This window comes from Serratia sp. PGPR-27 (assembly GCF_022678525.1).
Classification (GTDB): Bacteria; Pseudomonadota; Gammaproteobacteria; order Enterobacterales; family Enterobacteriaceae; genus Serratia; species Serratia nematodiphila.
Window position 1 is genome coordinate 14,607 of sequence record NZ_JALBYS010000026.1, and the last position, 25,020, is coordinate 39,626.

28 protein-coding genes and 1 pseudogene are annotated in these 25,020 nt (G+C 59.1%); 19 read left to right on the forward strand and 10 right to left on the reverse strand.

The features are described 5' to 3' along the window. The first annotated feature begins 3 nt into the window (after positions 1-3). Complete coding sequence (ada, locus tag MMS95_RS15255) at positions 4-1,059, forward strand: bifunctional DNA-binding transcriptional regulator/O6-methylguanine-DNA methyltransferase Ada (protein WP_103085975.1); 1,056 nt, start codon at positions 4-6, stop codon at positions 1,057-1,059. Next, entirely contained in the window at positions 1,056-1,769 is a 714-nt protein-coding gene (locus tag MMS95_RS15260; RefSeq protein WP_015376783.1) for a 2OG-Fe(II) oxygenase, read from the forward strand. The genes ada and MMS95_RS15260 overlap by 4 nt, the downstream gene beginning before the upstream one ends. Here MMS95_RS15260 and tehB read toward each other — a convergent pair. After that, a complete protein-coding gene (gene tehB, locus MMS95_RS15265) occupies positions 1,764-2,627 on the reverse strand; it encodes an SAM-dependent methyltransferase TehB (RefSeq protein WP_242141884.1) in 864 nt (287 codons plus the stop codon). The two genes, MMS95_RS15260 and tehB, sit on opposite strands and share 6 nt — an antisense overlap. A gap of 178 nt (positions 2,628-2,805) precedes the next feature. On the opposite strand from tehB, the gene MMS95_RS15270 reads away from it, so the two are divergent. After that, the gene (locus MMS95_RS15270) at positions 2,806-3,909 is read left to right on the forward strand and encodes a DUF1615 domain-containing protein (RefSeq protein ID WP_015376785.1); all 1,104 of its coding nucleotides are present in this window, start codon (positions 2,806-2,808) and stop codon (positions 3,907-3,909) included. 55 nt (positions 3,910-3,964) lie between these two features. Here MMS95_RS15270 and MMS95_RS15275 read toward each other — a convergent pair whose 3' ends face one another. Further along, positions 3,965-5,644, reverse strand: coding sequence for a thiamine pyrophosphate-binding protein (locus tag MMS95_RS15275; RefSeq protein WP_242141887.1), 1,680 nt, complete (start codon positions 5,642-5,644; stop codon positions 3,965-3,967). Positions 5,645-6,319: 675 nt separating this feature from the next. Between MMS95_RS15275 and MMS95_RS15280 the strand changes: the two are divergent. From MMS95_RS15280 to MMS95_RS15295, 4 genes and pseudogenes are all read left to right on the forward strand, one after another. Then, a pseudogene (locus tag MMS95_RS15280) lies at positions 6,320-6,799 on the forward strand (universal stress protein). Positions 6,800-6,955: 156 nt separating this feature from the next. Continuing rightward, on the forward strand, positions 6,956-7,546 hold the full coding sequence (gene pagP, locus MMS95_RS15285; RefSeq protein ID WP_015376788.1) for a lipid IV(A) palmitoyltransferase PagP: 591 nt from the start codon (positions 6,956-6,958) through the stop codon (positions 7,544-7,546). 126 nt (positions 7,547-7,672) lie between these two features. Next, positions 7,673-8,161: a DUF2501 domain-containing protein gene (locus MMS95_RS15290; RefSeq protein WP_015376789.1), complete on the forward strand. Its 489-nt coding sequence runs from the start codon at positions 7,673-7,675 to the stop codon at positions 8,159-8,161. 50 nt (positions 8,162-8,211) lie between these two features. After that, complete coding sequence (locus tag MMS95_RS15295) at positions 8,212-8,475, forward strand: DUF333 domain-containing protein (protein ID WP_016928925.1); 264 nt, start codon at positions 8,212-8,214, stop codon at positions 8,473-8,475. Between the two features lie 36 nt (positions 8,476-8,511). Here MMS95_RS15295 and MMS95_RS15300 read toward each other — a convergent pair whose 3' ends face one another. Next, entirely contained in the window at positions 8,512-9,129 is a 618-nt protein-coding gene (locus MMS95_RS15300; protein WP_242141889.1) for a hypothetical protein, read from the reverse strand. Positions 9,130-9,301: 172 nt separating this feature from the next. Between MMS95_RS15300 and MMS95_RS15305 the strand changes: the two genes are divergently transcribed. Together MMS95_RS15305 and MMS95_RS15310 are read left to right on the forward strand one after the other, a co-directional pair. Beyond that, on the forward strand, positions 9,302-10,084 hold the full coding sequence (locus MMS95_RS15305; protein ID WP_004940586.1) for a DeoR/GlpR family DNA-binding transcription regulator: 783 nt from the start codon (positions 9,302-9,304) through the stop codon (positions 10,082-10,084). 2 nt (positions 10,085-10,086) lie between these two features. After that, positions 10,087-10,470 (forward strand): VOC family protein, encoded by a 384-nt coding sequence (locus MMS95_RS15310; protein ID WP_121976153.1) that lies wholly within the window; start codon positions 10,087-10,089, stop codon positions 10,468-10,470. Here MMS95_RS15310 and MMS95_RS15315 read toward each other — a convergent pair whose 3' ends face one another. Further along, positions 10,471-11,379, reverse strand: a complete 909-nt coding sequence (locus MMS95_RS15315; protein WP_033634044.1) for a LysR family transcriptional regulator — start codon at positions 11,377-11,379, stop codon at positions 10,471-10,473. 125 nt (positions 11,380-11,504) lie between these two features. Between MMS95_RS15315 and MMS95_RS15320 the strand changes: the two genes are divergently transcribed. From MMS95_RS15320 to MMS95_RS15345, 6 genes are all read left to right on the forward strand, one after another. Beyond that, positions 11,505-12,386: a pirin family protein gene (locus tag MMS95_RS15320; protein WP_015376795.1), complete on the forward strand. Its 882-nt coding sequence runs from the start codon at positions 11,505-11,507 to the stop codon at positions 12,384-12,386. Positions 12,387-12,504: 118 nt separating this feature from the next. Further along, positions 12,505-13,131, forward strand: coding sequence for an isochorismate family cysteine hydrolase YcaC (ycaC, locus tag MMS95_RS15325; protein ID WP_033653308.1), 627 nt, complete (start codon positions 12,505-12,507; stop codon positions 13,129-13,131). Positions 13,132-13,441: 310 nt separating this feature from the next. Continuing rightward, positions 13,442-14,617, forward strand: coding sequence for a type I restriction endonuclease (locus tag MMS95_RS15330; protein WP_242141891.1), 1,176 nt, complete (start codon positions 13,442-13,444; stop codon positions 14,615-14,617). A 239-nt stretch (positions 14,618-14,856) separates the two neighbouring features. After that, on the forward strand, positions 14,857-15,186 hold the full coding sequence (locus MMS95_RS15335) for a hypothetical protein (RefSeq protein ID WP_015376796.1): 330 nt from the start codon (positions 14,857-14,859) through the stop codon (positions 15,184-15,186). A 75-nt stretch (positions 15,187-15,261) separates the two neighbouring features. Then, on the forward strand, positions 15,262-15,720 hold the full coding sequence (locus MMS95_RS15340) for a DCC1-like thiol-disulfide oxidoreductase family protein (protein WP_242141893.1): 459 nt from the start codon (positions 15,262-15,264) through the stop codon (positions 15,718-15,720). 86 nt (positions 15,721-15,806) lie between these two features. Continuing rightward, positions 15,807-16,058 (forward strand): hypothetical protein, encoded by a 252-nt coding sequence (locus tag MMS95_RS15345; RefSeq protein ID WP_004928468.1) that lies wholly within the window; start codon positions 15,807-15,809, stop codon positions 16,056-16,058. Here MMS95_RS15345 and MMS95_RS15350 read toward each other — a convergent pair. From MMS95_RS15350 to MMS95_RS15360, 3 genes are all read right to left on the reverse strand, one after another. Next, positions 16,049-16,597, reverse strand: coding sequence for a GNAT family N-acetyltransferase (locus MMS95_RS15350; protein ID WP_015376798.1), 549 nt, complete (start codon positions 16,595-16,597; stop codon positions 16,049-16,051). The genes MMS95_RS15345 and MMS95_RS15350 overlap by 10 nt on opposite strands. A 95-nt stretch (positions 16,598-16,692) precedes the next feature. Then, a complete protein-coding gene (locus tag MMS95_RS15355) occupies positions 16,693-17,433 on the reverse strand; it encodes a DUF2076 domain-containing protein (protein WP_004928461.1) in 741 nt (246 codons plus the stop codon). A gap of 107 nt (positions 17,434-17,540) precedes the next feature. Beyond that, on the reverse strand, positions 17,541-18,344 hold the full coding sequence (locus MMS95_RS15360; RefSeq protein WP_171403051.1) for a helix-turn-helix transcriptional regulator: 804 nt from the start codon (positions 18,342-18,344) through the stop codon (positions 17,541-17,543). 117 nt (positions 18,345-18,461) lie between these two features. On the opposite strand from MMS95_RS15360, the gene MMS95_RS15365 reads away from it, so the two are divergent. Beyond that, complete coding sequence (locus MMS95_RS15365; RefSeq protein WP_242141895.1) at positions 18,462-19,232, forward strand: class I SAM-dependent methyltransferase; 771 nt, start codon at positions 18,462-18,464, stop codon at positions 19,230-19,232. A 57-nt stretch (positions 19,233-19,289) separates the two neighbouring features. Here the strand turns inward: MMS95_RS15365 and aqpZ are convergent, their stop codons facing one another. Continuing rightward, entirely contained in the window at positions 19,290-19,985 is a 696-nt protein-coding gene (gene aqpZ / locus MMS95_RS15370) for an aquaporin Z (protein WP_004940529.1), read from the reverse strand. Between the two features lie 426 nt (positions 19,986-20,411). Here aqpZ and MMS95_RS15375 point away from each other — a divergent pair, with 426 nt between their 5' ends. Beyond that, complete coding sequence (locus MMS95_RS15375) at positions 20,412-21,773, forward strand: esterase-like activity of phytase family protein (RefSeq protein ID WP_085336572.1); 1,362 nt, start codon at positions 20,412-20,414, stop codon at positions 21,771-21,773. 197 nt (positions 21,774-21,970) lie between these two features. On the opposite strand, the gene MMS95_RS15380 is transcribed toward MMS95_RS15375, so the two are convergent. Continuing rightward, positions 21,971-23,146 (reverse strand): low temperature requirement protein A, encoded by a 1,176-nt coding sequence (locus MMS95_RS15380; protein WP_242141898.1) that lies wholly within the window; start codon positions 23,144-23,146, stop codon positions 21,971-21,973. Between the two features lie 309 nt (positions 23,147-23,455). On the opposite strand from MMS95_RS15380, the gene MMS95_RS15385 reads away from it, so the two are divergent. Together MMS95_RS15385 and MMS95_RS15390 are read left to right on the forward strand one after the other, a co-directional pair. Next, positions 23,456-23,740, forward strand: coding sequence for a YdgH/BhsA/McbA-like domain containing protein (locus tag MMS95_RS15385; protein WP_033634035.1), 285 nt, complete (start codon positions 23,456-23,458; stop codon positions 23,738-23,740). 241 nt (positions 23,741-23,981) lie between these two features. Next, on the forward strand, positions 23,982-24,539 hold the full coding sequence (locus MMS95_RS15390) for an rRNA adenine N-6-methyltransferase family protein (protein ID WP_103085979.1): 558 nt from the start codon (positions 23,982-23,984) through the stop codon (positions 24,537-24,539). On the opposite strand, the gene MMS95_RS15395 is transcribed toward MMS95_RS15390, so the two are convergent. Then, the gene (locus MMS95_RS15395; RefSeq protein ID WP_033634034.1) at positions 24,540-25,001 is read right to left on the reverse strand and encodes a GNAT family N-acetyltransferase; all 462 of its coding nucleotides are present in this window, start codon (positions 24,999-25,001) and stop codon (positions 24,540-24,542) included. Positions 25,002-25,020: the final 19 nt, after the last annotated feature.

A 25,020-nucleotide genomic window follows, 5' to 3' on the forward strand; every position in this document is an offset into this window, starting at 1 on the left:
ATGATGAAAAACGTAATCGACAGCGCCGATCCGCGCTGGCTGGCGATCGTCAGCCGCGACAAGCACGCCGACGGCCGCTTTATCTACGCGGTGAAAACCACCGGCGTGTATTGCTCGCCTTCCTGCCCGTCACGCCAGCCGAATCGGCAAAACGTGGAGCTGTTCGACGATGCGGAACAGGCGGAGGCGGCGGGTTATCGGCCCTGCAAACGCTGCCGCCAGGGGCTGACGCCGTTGACGGAGCAGCATGCGCGGCAGATAGCCGAGGCCTGCCGCTATATCGAACGGGCGGAGAAAGCGCCGTCGCTGCAGACGCTGGCGCGCCACGTCGGGTTGAGCCAATACCATTTCCACCGGCTGTTCAAAGCGATCACCGGCCTGACGCCGAAAGGCTACGCCGACGCGCAGCGCAGCCAGCGCTTGCGCACCGGTCTTTCACAGCAGGAGACGGTGACCGACGCGATATTCGACGCCGGCTATGGCGCCAACGGCCGCTTCTACCAGCAAGCCAACGCCGCGCTGGGCATGACGCCGAAGGCCTACCGGGCGGGCGGCAAAGGCATGCGCATCCATTTTGCTGTTGGGCGCTGTTCGCTGGGTGAGATCCTGGCGGCGCAGAGCGAGGTGGGCATTTGCGCCATTCTGCTGGGGGACGATGCGCAGCAGCTGGTGCAGGATCTGCAGGATAAATTCCCCAACGCCGAGCTGATCGGCGGTGACGCGCAGTATGAAGTGCTGATGGCGCAGGTGGTGGGCCTGATCGAAGCGCCGGAGAGCGGGCTGGCGCTGCCGCTGGATATTCGCGGCACTGCGTTTCAACAGCGGGTCTGGCGGGCGCTGCAGGCGATACCGGTCGGCGAAACCGTCAGCTATGCCGATATCGCCCGGCGCATCGGCGCGCCGAAAGCGGTGCGCGCGGTGGCCGGCGCCTGCGCCGCCAACGTGCTGGCGGTGGCAATCCCCTGTCACCGGGTGGTGCGCAACGACGGCGCCTTGTCCGGTTATCGCTGGGGCGTCGAGCGCAAGAAAGCCTTGCTGGAAAAGGAGGCGCAGCGATGAGCGGCGCGCTGGCGGCGCGGTTGGCCGAATTGGACTGGGCGGCGATCGAACGCGAACTTGATGCGCAGGGGGGCGCGCGCCTGCCGGGCGTGCTCAGCGCCGAGCTGTGCCGGCAATTGGCGGCGCTTTATCCGCATGGCGAGCACTTCCGCAGCCGCATTGTCATGGCGCGGCACGGTTTTGGTCGCGGCGAGTACCAGTATTTTGCGTATCCGTTACCGCCCCCGGTGGCCGAAGTGCGCGGCCTGCTGTACGCGCGGTTGGCGCCGTTGGCCAATCGCTGGAACGCCATGCTGGGTCTGGCGGCGCGTTATCCCGCCGAACACGAGGCCTACCTGACTGAATGCCATCAGGCCGGCCAGCGGCGGCCAACGCCGCTGCTGTTGCGTTACACGGAGGGGGATTACAACTGCCTGCATCAGGATCTGTACGGCGAACGGGTGTTTCCGCTGCAGGTAGCGTTTTTGCTCTCCGCCCCTGAACGGGATTTCACCGGCGGCGAGTTTGTGCTGACCGAGCAGCGGCCGCGGATGCAGAGCCGGCCGGAGGTGGTGCCCTTGCAGCAGGGCGACGCGGTGGTGTTCGCGGTGCATCATCGGCCGGTGGCGGGGGCGAGAGGCTACTATCGGGTCAATCTGCGCCACGGCGTCAGCCGGATACGCACCGGCCAACGCCACACGCTAGGGGTGATCTTTCACGACGCGTTATAGCTTGCGCGCCAGCAGGGTGGCGAAGCGCAGCGAGATGCGGTTGCCGGCGGCGTCGGTCTTGTGCAGTTGCCCGACGTCCTCGTTGTATTTGAGGATCTGCCAGTCGCGGTAATAGTGCTTCAGCTCGCCCGGCTTGAAGGTGAACGGGAACGGCAGCGGGCAGGGATAATCTTCGGTATCCATCGCCGCCACGATCAGATTATGGCCGCCGGGCACGGTGCTGTCCTGCATGTTTTGCACGATATGCGGGATCTGCTGGCGCTCGAGGAACATCAACACCACGGTGGACAGGATGAAGTCGTACTCGCCGCTGAAGCGGTGAGTATTGAGATCCTGCACCCCGGCGCTCAGGCGGGTCAGCTGCTCGGCGTCGATGATCTGATTGAGGCGAGCTATCGACGGCACGTGCTTGTCCCAGGCGGTGACGTCGAAACCTTTCAGATTGAGATAGAGCGAATTGCGGCCGCCGCCGCAGCCCAGATCCAGCGCCTTGCCCGGTGCGATGCGCGCCGCCGCCTCGATCACTTCGGAGTGGGTGCGCGTCAGTTCGTATTTCTTGTGGTAGTAATCTTCCGGCGTGCAGTAGAACGCCAGCCGGCAGGTCATGTCGTCCGAGAAGGAAACGATGCGATGCCACTGCTGCGGTTCGATAAACGGCGGCTGGCTTTCGGGGCTAAACTGCCAGGTCTCGGTGGTAGCGGCGTCTTCGGTCATCATGGCGAACGTCAGGTTGCCGCTCAGCACGGTGAGCTTCGCCCAGGTGCCGCTCTGGGTGTTGTGGCGCTGGCGAAAGGCTTCCGGCAGTGTGTCGCTGTTCCATTCCGGCAGGGTTTTATAGCAAAGCAGCTGCTGCTCCATAGGGGGCTCCTCTGGCTGGGCAAACAAAGTGATTTATATGATGTATATAAAATACATCTTTATCGATCGTTTGAACATAGCGGCCTGACGGAAAGGCGCGGCGATATCTTTATACTGGATTGTGCGCGGCGGCTGGGCTAATTTCAGTGCTGTTCATGTCATCACGTTCAGGGAAAAGATGCCGATATCTCGTTTATTCCACCCGATGCCCTTCCGTTTGCTGAGCCTGGCCGCGCTGCTGGCGCTGGCGGGCTGTACCAGCAAAACCACCACCACGGTGCCGGCGGCGCGCCCCGCCGACGTCAAAGCCCGACTGATGACGCTGATCCCGGCCAACGCCGGCGATCGTCAGGGCTGGGCCACCGATATTACCGCCGCCTTCGCCGCGCAGGGCATTGAACCGAGCGATGAGAACCTGTGTTCGGTGCTGGCGGTGACCGAACAAGAGTCGACGTTCCAGGCTAACCCGCAGGTGCCGGGGCTGCCGAAGATCGCCTGGAAAGAGATCGACCGCCGTGCCGATCAGATGCACATCCCGAACTTTTTGGTGCATACCGCGTTGAAGATCTCGTCGTCGAACGGCCAGAGCTACAGCGAGCGTCTGGATAAGGTGCGCACGGAGAAGGATCTGAGCGATATCTTCGATGACATGATCGACCGCGTGCCGATGGGACAGAAGCTGTTCGGCCATTTGAACCCGGTACATACCGGCGGCCCGATGCAGGTGAGCATCGCCTTCGCCGAGGCGCACGCCAAAGGGTATCCTTATCCGGTCGACGGCTCGATTCGCCGCGAAGTTTTCAGCCGGCGCGGCGGCATGTACTTCGGCATTATGCATTTGCTGGGGTACCCGGCCGATTACAGCCGGCCGATTTACCGCTTTGCCGACTTCAACGCCGGCTGGTACGCCAGCCGCAACGCGGCGTTCCAAAACGCGGTCAGCCGGGCGAGCGCCATTCCGCTGGCGCTGGACGGCGATCTGATCGATTTCAGCAGCGACAAGCCCGGCTCGACCGAGCTGGCGGTGCGTACGCTCGGCAAGCGCCTGAACATGAGCGACAGCGCCATTCGCCGGGCGCTTGAGAAAGGCGATACGGCTGACTTTGCAGATACCGACCTGTATAAGAAGGTCTTTGCGTTGGCGGGCGGCAAGCTGCCGCGTGAGATGCTGCCGGGTATTCAGCTGGAAAGCCCGAAAATCACCCGCAAGCTGACCACCGCCTGGTTCGCCAAGCGGGTGGATGAACGCCGGCAGCGCTGCATGGCGCGTGCCGGCGGGTAACGGTATGAAAAACGCCGCCGGTGGCCTGAACCACCGGCGGCGCGATGATCGCGCCTCAGGCGCTGCGGCGCGGGTTGGTCAGGCCGAAGTTAAAACTGTTGCAGCGGTTGCAGAACTCTTTCATCACCGGCGGCGTGTCCATCATCGGCACTTTCACCTCGATAAACGCCAGCCGATCCTGCCGCGAGGCGTGTTCCAGGGCCATTTCCAGCTGTTGTGTGGTTTCCACCGCCACGCTGAACGGCTGCGCCTGGGTATTCAATACCGCCGGCAGTTTGGCGTAGTCCCACGGGCTGATGTCGTTGTAGGACGAGTTTTCGCCGAGGATATAGCGTTCGATAGTGTAACCGTCGTTGTTGATCAGGAAGATGATCGGCTTTTGTTCGCAGCGCAGCAGGGTGGACACTTCCTGCGCGGTAAGCTGGAAGGAGCCGTCGCCGATGAACAGCAGGTGACGGCGCTCAGGGGCCGCCATCAGGGTGCCGAGCAGCGCCGGCAGGGTATAACCGATCGAGCCCCAAATCGGTTGGTTGACCACCTTGACGCCGTCCGGCATGCGCATGCCGCCGATGGCCGCGCCGGAGGTGCCGTTTTCCACCACCACCACGTCATCCGCCCGGATGAAGCGTTGGATCCGCCGCCACAGATAGGCCTGGTCGATAGGCGCGTCGCTCGGCGTCGCCAGCTTGTCACGCGGATCGGCCAGCGGTGATAAAAACTGCGCCGGCGCGTCTTCGCTCAGATCCAGCAGCGCCTGCAGCAGATCCGCCGTCGCTACCGCCGGGTAGGAGGTGTTGTCCAACGTCATCGAGAACGGCTGAATATCCACCTGAGCGGCGGCGGGAATTTGCTGCGAGAAATAGCCGGTGGTGGAGTCCACCAGACGCACACCGAAACTCAGCACGCAGTCTGAGTGGGCCATGCGTTCATACAATTCGGGGCGCGACAGGTTGCCGCTGTAGCCGCCCATCCAGCCGGCGGTGTTTTCCGGGATAATGCATTTGGCGGTTGGCATGTTGGTCAGCGGTATGGCGAAGCGGTGAGCGACATCGATAACCTGCTGCTGCAACTGGTAGCGATCCACCATTTGGTCGACCAATATGATCGGGCGCTGCGCGCGCTTTATTTTGGTTAACAGCGCCATTGCCGCCAATTGCAAATTGTATTTATCGCTCGCCGGCAATTGCGGCGCTGCTGCGGCTGCGGTGATTTCAATTTCGATATCGCAAATATCAGACGGCAGCTGTAAATACACCGGTTTCTTCTCTATCCAGGCGCGAGAAATAACGCGTGGAATTTCCTGCGCGGCATTTTCCGGCGTGATAAGAGCCTGAGCGACGGTGAATTGTTTAAAGCAGTTCATGACGTTGTCGAAATTGCCGTCGCCCAGGGTATGGTGCAATAGCTGATGATTCTTCATCGCGTGCAGCGGCGGCGTGCCGGCGATGCAGACCACCGGCGAGGATTCGGCATAGGCGCCGGCGATGCCGGACAGCGCGGCCAGATCGCCGACGCCGTAGGTGACGATCAGCGCGCCGGCGCCTTTCATCCGTGCGTAACCGTCGGCGGCGTAGGAGGCGTTCAATTCATTACAGTTGCCGACAAACGCCAGCCGCTCGTCGTTTTCCAGCAGCTCCAGCAGGCTGAGGTTATAGTCGCCGGGCACGCCATAAATACGATCGACGTTCAGGGCGTGAAGCTGTTGCAGAATGAATGACCCGATAGTTATTTTCATTGATTGCTCCGGATTATTTATCTTTATTTTGTCAGGCGAAAATCAGCAAAAATAAATTGCTGGCGATGTTGTGTCGTTAGCATTAACAGTTATTTAAAGTGTCGGCTTGTTCAAGATAGGGTTGGCAGCCGGAAAATGGGCGGTTTGTATTCGGCGCTTTACGCGATTGAGTAATACATAAAAAGTAGGGGTATTGCGTATTGGCGTGCGGCGGTATTTTTCCTTGATGGAATATCAGCAGAGAAACGGCGCCGCGTTGGCATTTATCATGACGCAGGGGGAGTTACCCGGTACTTTTGATGCCGCGTTAAATCCTGCCAGGCGGCACCCGGCTGTGAGTCTGAGAAAGAAAAACCGACGCTGACGTAAAGGGGGATTTTGGTGATCCGCCGCACGCTTATTTAAAGAAACCTTCCAGCAACCAATTAAAAACAAAAAATTAACAATGAGGTTTTTTTATTCGGTCATGGTTGTCAGTTTTGCTTTACAGATGCCGCAATGCGCGCCGCGTCGGGCCGGCGTTAAAATACGCCGCCACGGGCGCTAATATAACGTGGCGGTCGTCACATTCTGTGGGAAGTGATACGTAAACTTTTCTCTACGTGCGCACGGATGGCGTATACCTACCAGAGGGGCTCATGTCCCAGCGGTGCTGGCCTGAGAGGGGGGCGTGTGATGAAAGGCTATCGACACATTCTGGTACTGATTCACGATGAGCGCGATGGGCTGCCGTTGTTGCGTAAAACGGTGGCGATGGTGGGTGGGCTGCCGATCGCCATCACCGTCGGCCACCTTAACGCCGACTATGCGGAGCTGGAGTACGGCAGCGATGCGCTGGTCAAAGATCGCTAGGCGCAGGAGGTGATCGCCGCCAAGGCGATGCTGAGCCGGCTGGTGAGCGCCGTCGAGGCGCCGGTTGCGGTCAAGGAAATCGTCACTATCCGGCGCTTTAAGGACGTCAGCGATTTCATTCATCAGGCCGGTATCGATCTGGTGGTGGTCGGGCACCAAAATCGCCTGTTCGGTCTCTATTCCTCTTATTCCCTGGAGTTTGTGAATCGTCTCGATGTCGATGTGTTGGTCAAGCACCTTGCCCGCGAGTCGTGTGCGACAAAGCGGACTTTTCCCACGGCTTTGCCGCCCGAAAGGCGATAGCATACGCAGGCCGGTGCAGCCTGTTAAAAGTTATCGGGAATTTTCCGGTGCTAAACTTAACCAAAGCACAACGGGCGTTGGATAAATTAGATACAGCTTGATCTTGCCTGGGCTATCGGTAAAAATCTGCGGCCGTATTTTTACAGGAGCTTTACGATGTTTCTCAAACGGACTCTTTTGGCATGTTCTCTGGCGTTGATATTTCCTGCACTGCCTTCTTACGCTGAGGTTGGTACAGAAAGTGGCAATACCGCGCAGGCTGAAAAACCGGGTCTATGGCAGCGTTTTACCCATAACGTGGCGGAGACCTGGAACAACTCGCCTAACCACGATCTCTATATCCCGGCCATCACCTGGCACAACCGTTGGACTTATGATGATGAGCATATCGATAAGTACAACGAACGCCCGTGGGGCGCCGGTTACGGCATCTCCCGCTACGACAGCGACGGTGACTGGCACGGCATCTACATCATGGCGTTCAAGGATTCCTTCAACAAATGGGAGCCGATCGGCGGCTACGCCTACGAGAAGATCTGGCGCCCGCTGGATGACAAGGATTTCCGCCTGGGGCTGGGCTTCACCGCCAGCGTCACCGCGCGCGACAACTGGAATTACATCCCTATCCCGGCGCCGCTGCCGCTGGCCTCTATCGGCTATCAGCGGCTGACGTTCCAGGCGACCTACATTCCCGGCACCTATAACAACGGCAACGTGTTCTTCGCCTGGCTGCGCTGGCAGTTCTAAACTTCCTGAATTCCGAAAAACGGCGCGGCGGCGAGATAAAAGGAACTTGTCGCCGCAGGCGGCGTCGGAGAGGTATCCCGGCGCGCTGCGCCGATTGCATGCCGTTATGACAGGAGTTTCACCACTATGATCACCAAACATCGTTTATTGCTGGCTTTGGCGCTGTCCGCGACCCTGGCCAGCGGCGCCACCCAGGCCGCCGGGCTGATGGATTCCCTCAGCAGCGCGGCGGGCGAACTGAGCAAGTCGGGCGGCGACAGCAGCGGCGGCATGTCGCTCTCCTCGTTGACCGGCCTGCTGAACGGCGGCGACAAGGCGTTGAGCTCCAGCAGCATGACCAATGCCGCCGGTATCCTGCAGTACTGCGTGAAAAACAACGTGCTGTCGGCTAACGGTGCCGAAGGGGTGAAAGATCAGCTGCTCAGCAAGCTGGGCATCACCAGCACCGAAAACGCCAAGAGCCAGGATTATCAGCAGGGCCTGGGCGGCTTGCTGCAGACCGGCGAAGGCAAGAGCCTGGATCTCAACAGCCTGGGCACCTCGCAGATCACCGAGAAGGTGAAGCAAAAAGCCTGCGATCTGGTGCTGAAACAGGGCAAATCCTTTATTTCATGATCTAAGAACGGCGGAGCGCTCCGCCGTTCGTTTTTGTATAAGCTGGAAAAATGAAAAAAACGTTGATGCTTTCCCTGCTGGCAGGGATGACGATGTTGCAGGGGTGTTCCGTGAAATCTAACGAGGCGCCGCCACCGCCGCAGGTGAAACCGATCGGCATGGCGAACCCGGCCGACGTGTACTGCACCCAAATCGGCGGCAAGCTGAACGCCAAAGAGAATGCGGCAGGCCAGTATTCCACCTGTACCTTGCCGAGTGGGCAGGAAATTGAAAGCTGGGAACTGTTCCGCCGCGATCATCCGGTGAAAAAGTAACCCTATGCGGCGCCGGCTCTGCTGCCCGGCGCCCGCTCAGAATTGGCGATCGCCTATCGGCTGCAGCTGCAGGCTGCCGTCCTTCCGCAGCGTCAGCGGCATGCGCCAATCACGCTGTTTATCCAGGTTGAACGGCCGGGAGCGGAACATGCAGCCGGTCTTGATATTCTTGATTTTCATCACGTGTTCCGCGTTCGTATTGATTTTCACCTCGAAGCTGCCGGCGGGCGGAATAAAGACTTCCGCCAGCTGTTGCGGCGCCGCTGGCGTTTCCAGCTTGACCAGCACCGCGAAATCGTTGCCCTGATTATCCAACGTCAGCCGATGCAGGCCGGATGCGGGCAGCCGCGTTGGCTGATGCAGATAACCCGCTGAGGCGGGCCACGGCTGCCCGGCATTGTCATGCAGCGGCCCGCCGCACTGTTCGCGCGCCTCCCGCAGCGGCATTTCGCGCTTGATGGCGCGATTGTAATCGGCGGGGGCGGCGAGACTGAACTCGTCGTCATATTGGTGGGCGCGCAGATAGCGCTTGGCGCCGAGCACCCCAACGGCGACCAGCATGAAGAACAAAAATATCCTCAGGCGATTTTTGAAAATCAGCCCGAACAGCTTCCCGGGGAGTTGAAACAGCCACCTTGCGATCGTCAATAACATCGTTTTCCCTTAGCGTCCAAGCCGTTACGTCTGCGGTAACTTCGCTTGCCTCAGTATAGCCAACATCCCGCAGGCGAAAATCCTGCCCGGCGATTTTTCTTCCGCTCTGCATTGTACGTTTGTGTTTGTTTGTGTACATTCATGATCACTTTAGCGTCACCGGATTGACATGATGTCCAAACTGTTACCGAATGAGCGTCACCAGGCCATTCTTGACACGCTCCGCCAACAGGGGCGGGTGCTGGCCCTGGAGATGGCGCAGCGGCTGAACACCACCGAAGCGACCATCCGCCGCGATCTGCGCCAGCTGGCGGCGCAGAACCTGTGCAAACGCATCTATGGCGGCGCGTTGGCGCCGACGCCGGCCGAGGGGCCCGTTGCGGCGCGCATTGCGCTCAGCGGTGACGAGAAGCTGGCGCTGGCACAGACCGCGCTGGGGGTGATCGGTGAAGAACAGCTGATCTTCCTCGACGCCGGCAGCACCCACCTGTATCTGGCGGATCTGTTGCCGCGCGACCGGCGTTTGACGGTGGTGACCAATGCATTGAGCATCGCCGGCAAAATGCTGGAGCGGCCGGGGATCCGCACCATCCTGATCGGCGGCGAGTTGGATGCGCAGGTCGGCGGCTGCGTGGACGCCAAGGCCGCGGAAGAGATCGACGGTTTCCATTTCGATTTGGTGTTTACCGGCATCTGCGCCTACGACCCGGCCGGCGGCTTCTCCGCGCTGAGCTACCAGGACGCCACCTTTAAAAAGCGGCTGTTGACGCGCGCCGGCAGCGTGGCGGTGCTGTGCACCCGCGACAAGCTCAATACCTACGCCCCTTACCCCTTCCTGCCCGCCGGGCGGGTGGATCATCTGGTGACGGCGCGCGGCGCGCACCCGCAGCTTGAGCTGCAGGTGGCGCAGGGCGGCGGCCAGGTTTGGCACAGCGATTTACCGACCGGAGAATGATGATGAAAATAGCCCATGTTGCCCTGTGGACCCGTGACATCGACGCGCAGCTGGCATTTTGGCAGCGTTATTTCAATGGTGCCGCGGGGGAGGAGTATGTCAGCCGCAACCGGCCGGGGTTCGTTTCCCGCTTCGTCAGCCTGGCGGCCGGGCCGTCGCTGGAGATCATGCACGTGCCGACGTTGCTGCCGGCGCAGGAGCAGGAGGAGCGGGTCGGTTGGGCGCACATCGCGCTGTCGCTGGGGGATGAGCGGCAGGTCGAGCGGTTGGCGCAGCGCGCGCAGCAGGAGGGCATTTTGCTGTCCGCGCCGCGCTGGACCGGCGACGGCTTCTACGAGGCCGTCATTCGCGATCCAGACGGCAACGCGATCGAAATCACCGCCTGATCACTCTTCTTCAATGCTGGCGAATTGCTCGCCCAGATAGTCGAGCAGCAGCCGCACCGCCGGCAGCAGGCCGCGGCGCGACGGGTAAACCGCATGCACCACGCCGCCCTGCGGCTGCCAGCCCGGCAACAGTTGCACCAGCTCGCCGCGCAGCATGTCGTCGCGCATCATCATCGCCGGCAGTTGTACGATGCCGGCGCCGGCGATGGCGGCGGTGCGCAGCATCAGCATGTCGTCGGTGACCAGCCGCGGCGTGTGTTCCCACTCCACCCGTTCACCCTGTGGGCCGGTCAGCCGCCATTGGTGCTGACCGCGCGCCGGGCCGAGATCGAGCGTCGGGTATTTACGCAGGTCTTCCGGCGTGTGCGCCGGCCCGAGGGTGCGCACCAGCGCCGGGCTGGCGGCAACGCACCAGGTGCGCTGCGCCAGGATTTTCAGCACCAGATCGCTGTCCTCCAGCGGCGGCGGCCGCACGCGGATCGCCAGATCCAACCCTTCCCCCACCACGTCCACCCGGCGGTTGGTGGCCTCCAGATGCACCGTCACCTTGGGATAATCGGCCATAAAGGCCGCCACCATGCTGCCGACGCGGGTGTGCAGGATCGCCACCGGGCAGGACATGCGCACCGTGCCGCAGGGCTCGGCGCGCGTCTGCTCGATCGCCTGCTGCGCCGCTTCCGCTTCCACCAGCATTGCCTTGCAGTGCGCGTAATAAGTTTGGCCGACCTCGGTCACCGAGAAGCGCCGCGTCGAGCGCTGGATCAGGCGCACGCCCAGCCGCTCCTCCAGCAGCGCCACGCGGCGGCTGAGCTTGGATTTGGGAATGCCCAGCGCCCGGCCGGCGGGGGCGAATCCCTGGTGATCGACCACGCTGGCGAAGAAAAACAGATCGTTCAGATCGGTCAGCATCGCATTCCTTATCGTTCTATCAGTAGAACGCTGAGTGTACATCTTGCCCACTACTGCAGCAAACCCCGGCGGATTAAACTTCTGGCATCAACTTAAGGCCGTGAGGTCTGAAACGGGAGTTCAAGATGAAAAAAATCCTCGGTATTCACAACAGCCCGGAAGCACACTGGGTCGGTAACGGTTTCCTGGTGAATTCGCTGTTCTCTTATAACGATTTGGGGGCGGAAATGAGCCCGTTCCTGCTGCTGGATCACGCGGCGCCGACCAAATTCCGTTCCGCCTCCGGCACCCGTGGCGTGGGGCAGCACCCGCATCGCGGGTTTGAAACGGTGACCATCGTCTATCAGGGCGAAGTGGAACACCGCGACTCGACCGGCAGCGGCGGGGTGATTGGCCCCGGCGACGTCCAGTGGATGACCGCCGCCTCCGGCATCTTGCACGAAGAGTTCCATTCGCGGGACTTCTCGCGCAACGGCGGCACCATGGAAATGGTGCAGCTGTGGGTCAACCTGCCGGCCAAGGACAAAATGGCCGAGCCGGGTTACCAGACGCTGCTGAACGCCGATATTCCGGTGGTTCCGCTGGCGGACGGCGCAGGGCAGGTGCGGGTGATCGCCGGTGACTTCGGCGGCCATGCCGGCCCGGCGCGCACCTTCAGCCCGCTCAACGTGTGGGACATGAAGTTGAATGCCGGCCATACCACCACGCTGACGGTGAAAGAAGGCCATACGCTGGCGCTGGTGATGCTGCACGGCGCGATCCTGGTTAACGGCGAAGATGTGGTGCGTGAAACCCAAATGGTGCGTTTCGACCGGGCGGGGGATTCGATCACTATCGAAGCCAACAACGACGTCGCGCTGTTGGTGCTGAGCGGCGAACCGATCGATGAGCCTATCGTCGGCTACGGCCCGTTCGTCATGAACAGCGAAGCGGAAATCCAGCAGGCGTTCCGCGATTTCAACAGCGGCAAGTTCGGCAGCATGAACGCCGAAGCGAGCGCCGGTTGAACCTTGGCATCTGGGGCGGGAAGTGTTCTCGGTTCCAGACGCCACACTTAAACCTCAACGCCCCGCCACACCGGCGGGGCATTTCATCCGCAACATCAAACCCCACAGGAGTAAAACCATGACTGCAAATTACAAACGCCTCGACAAAGATCAGGCCGCCGTATTGCTGGTGGATCATCAGGCAGGGCTGCTTTCGCTGGTGCGCGACATCGATCCCGATCGGTTTAAAAACAACGTGCTGGCGCTGGGTGATTTAGCGAAGTATTTCAACCTGCCGACCATTCTGACCACCAGTTTTGAAAACGGCCCCAACGGCCCGCTGGTGCCGGAACTGAAAGCCCAATTCCCCGATGCTCCCTTCATTCCGCGCCCTGGCCAGATCAACGCCTGGGACAACGACGACTTCGTCAACGCGGTAAAAGCCACCGGCCGCAAGCAGCTGATCATCGCCGGCGTGGTGACCGAAGTGTGCGTGGCATTCCCGGCACTGTCTGCGCTCAATGAAGGCTTCGAAGTGTTTGTGGTGACCGACGCCTCCGGCACCTTCAATGAACTGACCCGTCAGTCGGCCTGGAGCCGCATGGAAGCCGCCGGCGCGCAGTTGATGACCTGGTTCGGCGTCGCCTGCGAGCTGCACCGCGACTGGCGCAACGATATCGAAGGCCTGGGCACGCTGTTCTCCAACCATATCCCGGACTACCGCAATCTGATGACCAGCTACAACACGCTGACCAACGGTAAGTAACGCGATAGATGGGCAGTATTTGCTGCCCATCATTTGTATTTGGATTCTGTAGAAGTACCAACCAACAATGGTTCACTCGCTATAAATTCCCATCTGTTAATACTTCTCTATTTTTTATTGTGATCGGCTTTAGGTCTTTTTGTTCCCATTTTGATTAAGGCTATTTGTTCTGCTATATAACTAATAATTAATGCTAATTCTATTAAATATTGACGGAGTTCTATTTAAGAGCCCCGCTTTGTTGCAAGAAAAGCACTTTTGAACGTGTAATTTAAGACTACAGCGATTTAACACAGCAGAGGGATGGTTGATGAATGCATTCAGAGATAAGCTTAAGGCTCATGTTCTTCATGTGGCCTCTGTAGGTCAGCATTGCAATACTGAGGAAACGACTAAGCAGGCATTAATTTTGCCGTTATTAGAAACCCTAGGCTTTCATCCATATGATCCGACTAAAGTGAAGGCGGAGTATGGTGCTGATTTTCCAGGTGTTAAGGTAGGTGAGCGCGTTGATTACGCCCTTTTTTGCCATGCGGTTCCCGTTATGTTCATCGAGGCGAAGTCTTTCAATCAAAATCTGTCAAATCATAGCCCCCAGCTATCTCGTTATTTTAATGCGACACCGGAGGTCACGGTTTCTGCAATAACCAATGGAAAAGAATGGCGATTTTTCACCGATCTGAAAGATAAGAACATCATGGATGATACGCCATTCCTGAAAATAGATTTTAATAATCTAAATGATTCTGATATTGATCAGCTCTATAGATTTAGACACGACCAATTTCAGCCGGAAGCGCTGCGGACTTTAGCTGAAGAAAGTATCTATCTGATTTCATTTACAAAAACTATCAGCGCCAGCCTTCGAGACGTTGATTCAGATTTTGTTCGTTATGTGGCAAGTCGCTCTAACGTTCAGCGTCAGCTAAACCAACGATTTTTGGACACAATAACGCCATTGGTTCGTTTGGCTGTTGAAAAAGCGGTGAGTGCGATGGTCGTTTCTGGTCTGTCAGTGACGTCGGAAAATGTTGTAGCGTCTGAACCTTCAGATGAAGGTGAAACGCAAAACAGACCCGATCCGCTCGCCCCTATCGTTGACCCCGAGAATAGTAAAATAGTGACGACCTTTGCAGAAAGGTGCTTGTTTGACAATGTGGCGATGATCTTGGGCACTGAGGCAGAGTTGATTGCGAAAGACACGGAAAGCTATTACAGCATCCTCTTTCAAGGAAAGACGACGCGATGGGTTTTGCGTTATTTCGACAATAAACAACGCCCAACCATTTTGCTTCCGCTTGAGATAGACGATGCCAGGCAGGCTGAGATAACTCGCGCCGGCCTGGAGTTGGCTGCAGGGGGGCATATCATTATCGACCGCCCGGAAAATATTTTGCGGCTAACGGGTTTGATCGTTGATTCTTACCAATATTGTATTAATGACGAAAACTTTAGGCAGAAGAGAAAAGATAAGCAGGAAAGTTAGTCCATGCCCACTTTAAGCCGGTGATTGGAAAAAGAACATGAAGAGCTTTCCACGTAGGGCGGCATGTGCCGTGCGGAAAGTGGGAAAGATCTGAATGCTTACCAAATCTTCTGTTTTCATCACGTTAGACGCGGGATGTAAGCAAAGCGCAGCGGGGCGAAAAGGTAGCGAAAAGCGGCTTTCTCATTGGCCGGGGGCGGGGTAGCGTAATCCCGAACCCGGCAAATGAGGCTAATTCAATGAAACAAGCAATCAAGATCCTGGCGCTGCCCTGCATGGGCATGGCGCTATTGTTCAGCGCGAGCGCGATGTCGGCGCCTGAGAAGCCTGCGGCCAACGCGTTGCCGCCTTTGATGGATGCGCCGATGCGCATGCCGCCTTTCCCGGGCGGGCACCCGCCCAAGCCGGGGTTCTGCCACGGCGGCGAGCTGTTCTGCGCCACCTCGGCCAGCGACAATCCGGTGGAAACCATCAACAAACTGACGGCGGTGATCCCGGCGGGCAGCGCCAAACATTACGAAGTGCGCGTCGCGGTGGTGGCCGTGCCTGACGCACCGCCTGCGCCTTAACGGACTCTGTCATCCCGCTCTGGCCTGAGCGCGCCAGGCGCGTTAGGCTAAGGAGAGCGTTTTACGGGAGGCGGGATGACCCCTTTATCACAGCTGCCTTATCTCCAGCCCGGCGAGCGCGCGCTGTTGTTCGACGGCGAATGCAATCTGTGTCACGGGCTGGTGAGATACCTTATTCGCGCCGATCGGCAGCGGCGTATTCTGTTGGCAACGGTGCAATCCGTCGAAGGGCAGGCGATCCTGCTGGCGTTGGGGTTGCCGACCGATCGTTTCGATTCCGTGGTCTATGTTGAGCAGGGGCGTTATTGGCTGCGTTCGGCGGCGTTGTTTCAGGCGCTGCGCCAATTGGCTTGGCCATACCGCGCGCTGGCGCTGGCGCTGGGGCGTTATCTGCCGTCGAAGCTGGCGGACAAGGTGTACGACGCGGTCGCCGGCAATCGCTACCGGCTGTTTGGCCGCAACGACGGCGCCGGTCTGCCGGGTGCCGATCAGCCCGGGCGCTATCTGCCGCGGCGACGGGAACCGCCGGCCTGAGCTTTACGCTTCTTTACCATCCAACCGCTTGAAATATCAGCACTCCAGCTCCATATAATGGAACATTCAACCAACAAGGAGCGCGTATGGGAATCAGTGAAGAAGAGCGCATTCGCCGTTTGACCCAGGAGAAAAACGACATGGGCAATACGGCGAAATGGGTGGCGATCGTTTCCGCCGTGTACTTTGCCTTGATGGTGTTTTACGGCCACCCGACCGGCGTGTTGGCGATGTCGGGCGCGGTGTTCATCGTGTCGACCACCACCTGGCTGAAAAAGCGTAAGAAGGTCAAATCTTATCGCATGGCATTGGCCAGAATCAGCGACGATCAGCCCTGATAGTCGCCGCGCTTTAGTGTATACACCAGGCTCGGCGCCGCGCCGGGCACGTCATCCAGCGTATCCACCCGCCGCATGCCGATCTTTTCCAGCACTCGCCACGACGCCTGATTCTCCGCGCGCACAATGGCGGAAATTTCCTCCATCGCCAATCCGACAAAACCATATTGCAGCGAAGCCCGCGCCATCTCGGTGGCCAACCCCATGCCCCAGACGCGAGTATCGAATCGATAGCCGAGGTTCACGGTGCGCTGCGCGCCGAGCGGTTTCCAGGACAATCCGCCAAAGCCGATGATCCAATCCGGCCGTTCGCGCAGGGCGATCGCCCAGGAACCGTAACCGTGTTGTTGCCACCCGGAAATTCTCTCTTGCAGCGCCGAGATAGCCTGCGCTTCGCTGGTGAGCGGGCCGGCGGGATTGAAACGCTGGGTTTGCGGATCGCCGAAGATGGCGTAGAAGCGTTCGAGATCCGCCATCACCGGCGGGCGCATCTGCAGGCGTTCGCTGAAAAAAGGGTCTGAAGGAGTAAGGCTCATCATCGTTTCTCCCGGCTGGATAAATGAACAGTGTTCACTGTAGACCAGATTGGTGAAACGGGGAATCCCCCTCTGCGGGTGAGAGGGGGCGAAGGGAATTACAGGAAGGAGTCGTCGTCGTCGCTGTAATCGTCGTCGGCGTAATCCGTGTCGTCCTGATAGCTGGCGTTCTGGAAGCCGTTGTCCTGGTTCAGGAAGCTGCCACCATCGCCGTTGTTGAAGGTATCAAGGTTGTTGGAGGCGTCGAAATTGCGCATTGCGCTGTCGTCCAGCGGCGCCGGGGTTTCCTCGATAATATTTACGATTTCCTGTGGTTGCGAATGGCGGAACATGCCGGTCAGCATGTCGGCCAACACCACGCCGCCGGCGACGCCCGCCGCCGTTTGCAAGGCGCCTCCCAGGAAGCCGCCGGCGCGTGAGGGCGCCGCCTGCTGCGGTTGGGCATAGGCAGGCTGCTGCTGCGCGTAGCCCCCCTGCTGCGCGTTGTTCCAGGCCGCCGTATTTTGCTGCTGCGCCTGATACTGTTCACGCGGGCTTGGCGTGCGGCTGCCGCCGCCGAACAGACCGGCCAGGAAGCCGCCGCTGCTCTGCTGGCCGTTGGCGGTTTGCTGCAGCTGCGCCACCTGGGCCTCCAGCTCTTTGACCCGCTGATCCATCTGCTTGAGCGCCGCTTCCTGAATGATCATCGCCTGCGCCATGTAATAAGGGGCGGAAGGCTGCTCGCGAATATGCTGGTTGATTTGCTGCTCTGCCTGGAGATCCCGTGGGCCCGTCTTGGTCTCGGCTTCTTTCAGGCGGCCAAACAGACCATCGATAAGGCGTTGTTCTTCGGATTGCATAGGAGTACCTCAGGAGATAAATAACGGTGCTGGATGATCATTATCATCGATATTAATCACCCTAGCGCGTTTACATGAACCAATAAATAAATGGCGGGTAAACTTGCCTATGAATTTGTTACCAATTGCGGCAGCGGGATCAGCATCACCAGCTTCAGACCGGCGTGCTCTGCCGGGTGGAAGGTCAGTTGGCGATAGCGCAGTGTGCCTTGCCGAGAATGCTCGAACGCGCGTTCGCCGCCTTCGCGCGCCATGACGTCATGTTGTTTCCACCAGTGATTAAAGTCTGCGCTGTTGTGCGTCATGTTGCGCACGAAGGCGCGCATCTCTTCGGTATTTTGATGATGGCTGGTCTCGGCGCGAAACTCGGCCACCACGCGGCGAGCGCGTTCCTCCCAATCGCTGACCAGCGTTTTCGCTAATGGGTGGAAGAACATGAAGTGCAGCAGGTTGGGGCTGTTGGCCACATCCAGCCAGCCGCTGAACAGCGCCGCCGCCTGCGGGTTCCAGGCGACGACGTTCCAGGTCACGTCCAGCAGGTAGCAGGGCACCGTCATCTGGTGCACGCTTTGCAGCACCGCGTCGTTGGCGGTTTCGCGGTGTGTTTCCTGCTCGGGGTCGGCGATGCGCGCCAGGGTAAACAGGTAATGGCGTTCGGCCGGGCCGAGCCGCAGCGCCTTGGCGATGCGTGCCAGCGTATAGGGGGAAATGGATACCTCGCGGCCCTGTTCGATCCAGGTATACCAGGTGGCGCTGATGCCGCTGATTTGCGCCAGCTCTTCGCGCCGCAGGCCGCTGGTGCGACGGCGCGAGGAGCTGGGCAGGCCGAGCATTTCCGGCGTGATGCGTTCGCGGTGCGCCCGCAGGAACGCGCCGAGGGCCTTTGGCCCGGATAAAGCTTCTGATGACATAGCGTGGTACCTATTTATACCAGGATAACTGCTCATATTGTACCCGTATAGTAGCCTGATTATAGTAGCCGAAAGCCTTCAGGCACAGGCGCAAGCCGGATAATAACGGGAGCAAACATGAGCATCAGCAACAGCCATAAAAACGCGGTAGACCGGCAGTTCGGCGAGCAGGCCAACGCCTACTTAACCAGCGCGGTGCATGCGCAGGGCAAGGATTTGCAACGCCTTGCACAGTTACTGGAACCGCACGCCGGCGCGCGCCTGCTCGATCTGGGCTGCGGCGCCGGGCATGCCAGCTTCACGGCGGCTGCCAGGGTGGCGCAGGTGGTGGCCTACGATCTGTCGGCGCAAATGTTGGCGGTGGTGAAGCAGGCGGCGGCGGAAAAAGGCCTGAATAACATTCAGCAGCAGCAGGGCGTGGCGGAGTCTTTACCGTTTGAAGACGCCAGCTTCGATCTGGTCATCAGCCGCTATTCGGCGCACCACTGGCACGACGTCGGCCAGGCGCTGCGCGAGGTCAGGCGGGTACTCAAACCGGGCGGCAGCGCGATCTTTATGGACGTGGTCTCGCCGGGGCATCCGCTGCTGGATATCTACCTGCAAACCGTGGAAGTGCTGCGCGACACCTCGCACGTGCGCAACTATGCGCCGGGCGAGTGGCTGACGTTGCTGACCGAAGCCGGGCTGATGGTACGCGAAGTGACGGCGGATCGATTGATGCTGGAGTTCGGCAGTTGGGTGGCGCGTATGCGCACGCCGGCGCATTTCGTCACCGCGATCCGCGCGCTGCAACAAAGCGTGTCGGAAGAGGTGGCGGCGCATTTTGCCATTCAGCTGGACGGCTCCTTTACCAGCGACATCATGATGTTTGAAGTGACGAAGGGCTGAAAGCAACGGGGCAGCCGATGAAGGCTGCCCCGTGAAACGCGATTGACTGCGATACGCTTATTTTTTGTCTTCCAGCAGGCAGCGGTAGATCAGGCCGCCGATAATGCCGCCGACCAGCGGCACCAGCCAGAAGACCCACAGCTGCTGCAGCGCCCAGGTGCCCTGGAAGATCGCTACGCCGGTGCTGCGCGCCGGGTTGACGGAGGTGTTGGTCACCGGGATGCTGATCAGGTGGATCAGCGTCAGCGTCAGGCCGATCGCCAGCGGGGCAAAGCCTGCCGGCGCGCGCTTGTCGGTCACGCCGTGAATAACGATCAGGAAGAAGGCGGTCAGTACCAGCTCAATCACGATCGCGGCTTGCAGAGAATAACCGCCCGGTGAGTGTTCGCCGTAACCGTTGGAGGCGAAGCCGCCTGCGGTGGCGTCGAAACCGGCTTTGCCGCTGGCGATCAAATACAGCACCGCCGCTGCGGCGATGCCGCCGATGACCTGAGCGATAACGTAAGGAATAACGTCTTTCGCCGCGAAACGGCCGCCGGCGAATAAGCCGACGGTGACGGCCGGGTTAAAATGCCCGCCGGAAATATGGCCGACGGCATAGGCCATCGTCACCACGGTCAGACCGAAAGCGAGCGCGACGCCGAGGAAACCAATACCCAGCTGTGGGAATGCCGCTGCCAATACTGCGCTACCACAACCACCAAACACCAACCAAAATGTGCCAAAAAATTCAGCAAAAAGTCGCTTTGACATAGATTCCATCCTGCGGAATAGACTAACGGGCGTTAGCACTAAAAACTATAGAACAGCTTTTTGAGTTCATGCAGATATTCTATAGAATTTTCTTAATGCACCTTGAATAACGGCGGTATTAAATCCCTGACATTTTATTTTGTCTATGAGAAAAACACCGTTTTTCCACGTGCCGACGCGCGTTTGCCGATTTTTTTATCTTTGCTATAAGAATTTACCCTAAGCAAAATGGCGGGCTATTTTCGGGCGGTTTTTTCCAGCGGTTTTCTCCATTCAATACGCTCAGGTTAATTGCTAATTTCTATTTGCCAGCCAACCTTATTGCTTGTTTTACATTTGACGAAGCGCCTGTTGTCATCTAAGTGTCATGCTAAATTAATATCTTCTTCTGCCTGATAACGCTTCATTCAACCTCGGGTAAAAAACATGAGAATAAAATCGCTCTCCCTGCTGTTGGCTTCGCTGTTTCCGGTATTCACCTACGCTGCAGATATTGAGGTGGCGCGTTATGTGGTCGGCTTCCCCGGCGGGGAACGCGTCGCCTATCAGGGGGCGTTTGCCAAGCATTTCCCGCAGGGGTTGCCGGTGGGGATCGGCTCAGGGCTGTCGTTCAATCGCAAGCAGGGCGACGATCTGGTACTGACGACGCTGACCGATCGCGGCCCGAATGCTGATGCCCCTGCGGTGGGCAAGCAAGAAGCCAAGATTTTCGCCAATCCGCAATTCACGCCTCTGTTGATGGACATTCGTATCGGCGGCGGCAAGGCCGTGGCCGAGAATGCGCGGCCCTTGCATGACGAAAAAGGGCCGATTAGCGGGCTGCCGCTGCCGAGCGAACTGATTGGTTCCACGAACGAAGTGGCGTTGAACGACGCGCTGCAACCGCTGTCCGGCGATCGCCGTGGGTTGGATACCGAAGGCGTCATCGGTGACGGCAACGGCGGCTATTGGCTGTGTGACGAGTATGGCCCGTTTCTGATCCATGTCGACGACAAAGGCAAAATTCTCGCCAAATATGGCCCAACGCCGCAGGCCGGCGAGCAGGCGGTGGCGAGCGGTTTGCCGAACATCCTGAAGTGGCGCCAGCCCAACCGCGGTTTTGAGGGGCTGACCCGGATGCCGGATGGGCGCATTCTGGCGGCGGTGCAGAGCACGCTGGATGTCGATGGTAAAAGCAAAAACAAGGCGCAGTTTACCCGGCTGGTGAGCTTCGATCCGCGCAGTGGCAAAACTGCGATGTATGGCTATCCCATCGATATCGACCGCTATAAAAAAGCCAAAGACGCCAAGATTGGCGATATCGTGGCGTTGGACAACCAGCGCATCCTGTTGATTGAACAGGGAACCGATAAAGATAAGACGATGATCAACAAGATCTATCTGGTGGATCTCGCGCAGGCCAGCGATCTGAGTACGTTTGACGGCCAGGGCAAAGCGCTGGAGTTCGACGATGCGCAAGAGCTGGCTAAACGCGGCGTGAAGCTGGCGCAGAAACGGGAAGTGGCGGATCTGCGCCAGTTGGGCTGGCGCCAGGAGAAAGCGGAAGGGCTGGCGCTGATCGACGATCGCACGCTGGCGGTGATCAATGACAACGATTTCGGCTTGCAGGCGAAGCTGGTGGATGCGTCGCCAAAGAGCAAAAAAATCGGTGACTACCAGTTGGAGAAAGGAGGGCGGTTGAGCCTCGACGGCGATAAGACCGATGCCCGTATCGAATTGCGCCCGCTGGAGCAGCCGGAGTCGCTGAGTGAGCTCTGGGTGCTCACCTTGCCGCAACCCTTGAAGTGATCGAGAGGGGGCGACAGCGCCCCCGTCAGACCGTTGAAAAAGGAGGAAAAAACGTGGTTTTTCCTCCTTTGTGGCCATCAGCCGAAAATCAATAAATTGATTTTCCTTGTTTTTTATCCGCTGCTCTCTGCAACCCCGGCAATGGCATGAGGTTTGTCATCAATCTCACAGCGGGGGCGGTGACGCCCCCGTTGGCTTCAGGTCTCCACGTGCCGCTGCGGCGCTCTGCCGCGCGAGATGCTCTCCCACACCGCCACCACCACCATGATCAGCGTCGTCAGGCCATTGACCATCAGCAGATCGGTTAAATAGGCCGCGGGGGCCAATACCGCCAGCGCCAGCAGCCCAACCAGGTGCGACAGCGGGAAGCGGCGATACACCAACCGTTTATACAGCGCGTTGGCGAACAGGTAAATCGCCGGGCCGAGCAGCAGCACCGCCGCTGTGGCGTGTTGGATGCGGCCGTCAGGATGGGCGATCACCAGTTCGTTGGCCACGGCGCAGACGATGATGGCCCCCACCAGCGCGACGTGCACGTAGTGGAAATAAGCGCCCAGCTGGCCGGGGTTTTCCGCCTGGCTGATGGCGTGGCTGCCGGCTTTGCTGCTGGTGTCGAAGTAAACCCACCACATCGCCAGGCTGCCGAGAAAGGCCACCAGCGAAGCGATGAGCACCGGCAGGCTCCAGCTTTCCATTTCGCTCAGGGTGGCGCCGGTGATCAGAATGGTTTCCCCCAGCGCCACGATCACGAACAGCTGGCAGCGCTCCGCCAGATGGTGGCCTTCGATGGTCCATTCGCTGCTGCTGTCCGAGCGCCCCAGCACCGGCAGACGGAAGCCGAACATCGGCGAGACGTATTCGCACAAGACGGCGATCGCCCACAGCGCCAGGCGAGTATGGCCTTCCGCCAGCCCGCCGGCGATCCAGAAAACGGCGGAGATGCACAGCCAGCCGAGGATGCGGCGAAAGTTTTGTTTCAACGGGTGGCCAGGCGCCAGCAGGCGCAATACCGTGGCGGAGCGGCCGACCTGAATAGCGACATAAAACAGCGCGAAGATCAGGCCGCGCTCGCCAAACGCCTGCGGCAGCGCGGCGGCGGCGAACAGCCCCAGCAGCATGATCGCGAACAGCAGCAGGCGGATCTGGCGGGTATCCGGATTGAACCAGTTGGTGACCCAGGCGGTGTATTGCCAGGCCAGCCAGACGGCGAACCACAGCAGCAGGGTTTCCAGCGCGCCGGTCAGCGTCAGGTGATGCAACAGATAGTGGGAAAGTTGGGTCACGGCGAAAACGTAGATCAGATCGAACAGCAGCTCGGAAAATGAGACCGACGCGCCCTGACCGTCACGCACGCGCAGCAGGTTTTGCGACATAAGCGTTCTTCCTTAAAAGGGTAAGCCACAAAATCAGCGTAGCTCAGCGCGCTCCGGCGGGTAAAAAATCTTAAATAGACGCGGCGCGCATGCTTTATCTCGCACCGTCTTTAATTGTTCATCAAATAGGGGTAAGGTGAGGCCTATAAAGTCATTCCCGCCTGAAAATACACACCCGCTCTCACTTCCTCCTTATTCTCATCACAATGATTGATGTTCTTTACGTTGCATGACGTCCGTTTTCATTGGCTAGCGGATAATTAACATCACTGACCACGAGCTAATAAACAAGAACACCTGGAGTCAATCATGAAACTCATCCCAAGCATCGCAGCCGTATTGATCGCCGCCGCTTCATTTTCCACTTTCGCCGCGCCGCTGTCGTCGGTAAAACAGGTCAACAGCGAGCAGGCCGCCAATCTGCAAAGCCTCGGCGTTGTGTCGGTTTCCGGCGTTAGCGGCTCACCGCATGACGCCATCACCGCCCTGAAAGAAAAAGCTGCGGCGGACGGCGCCAGTCATTATCGCATTATCGGTCTGGACACCCCCGGGGACTCCAGCAACTGGCGCGGCAATGCGGAAATTTATCGCTAAGCATTGGTTTTTTTACCCTCTGGCCGCGGCAACGCGGCCAATAAAATAAACGGTCGCAATAATTATCTGAATAGTCGGTGTATAAACGACTTATTCTCAGGTCATTATTACGGCCGTTTTTCTTTGCGTGCCGTTGATGAGGTTGCATTTTATTACAACTGTGTCTACCGCTTTCGGAATCATGTTAATGATTACTTAAGAAATTCGGCTCACATTGAGGGCTTAACCCAAGGAGGCCTCAATGTTAAATGCGACCCGGCTGCAACTGATGAATCACTTCGCTTACCTGCAGCAATTTATGGCTTCACCGCGCACCGTCGGTACGCTGGCGCCTTCTTCCCCGTGGCTGTGTCAGGCGATGCTGAACCAGATTGAATGGACCCGGGCGCTGTCGATCGCGGAACTGGGCGCGGCCGACGGGGTGTTGACCAAACGCATTCTGGGGCGGATGCGCGCCGATGCGGCGCTGGAGGCTTTCGAAATCCAACCCCATTTCGTGCATCGGCTGCGCGGGATAGACGATCGGCGGCTGCAGGTGATGGGCCACTCTGCGACCCGGATGGCCACGGATTACGACGTGGTGTTTTCCTGCCTGCCGCTGTTGTCGATCCCGGTCAGGATCAGCGTGCGCATTCTTCAGCAGGCCCGGCAGCGGCTGCTGGCGCGCAACGGCACGCTGGTGTTGTTTCAATACAGCCACCTGTCGGAAAAATTGCTGTCGCGCTATTTTCACTGGAAGCGCCTGCGGGTAGTGCGCAACCTCCCGCCGGCGCTGGTGTATGTCTGTACGCCGCGTTAGCTACAGCGTTTTCGCCATCACCACCACCTCTTCGTCATGCTGCCGCCGGCGTTCCACGGGATGCCAACCCCAGCCGGCGTACAGCGCTTCCGACTTGTCGGTGATGAGATGCAGAACCGAGTGATGGCGTTGCCGCGCCGCCTCGACGATGGCCATTTCAAGACGGTGGGCGATGCCCTTGCGGCGGTGATCGGGATGCACGAAGACGCCGGCCAGCCACGGAGTGAGATCCTGACGCTGGCGATCGTCGCTGGGCCACAGGCTGGCCATGCCGACCGGACGATCGCCGTCGATCATCATCAGCGTCAGGTGATCGTCGCTTGGCCGGCTGCATTGGGCGAAACGCAGCTGGGTGCGCGCCAGCGAACCGCCGCGCTGTGAACCCCATTGTCCGAAAGCCCAGGCGGCGCACACATCGGCAAACTGCGGGCACTCCGACAGCGGAATGATGCGTTGAGTCATGGAGGTCTCCCGGTTTTTT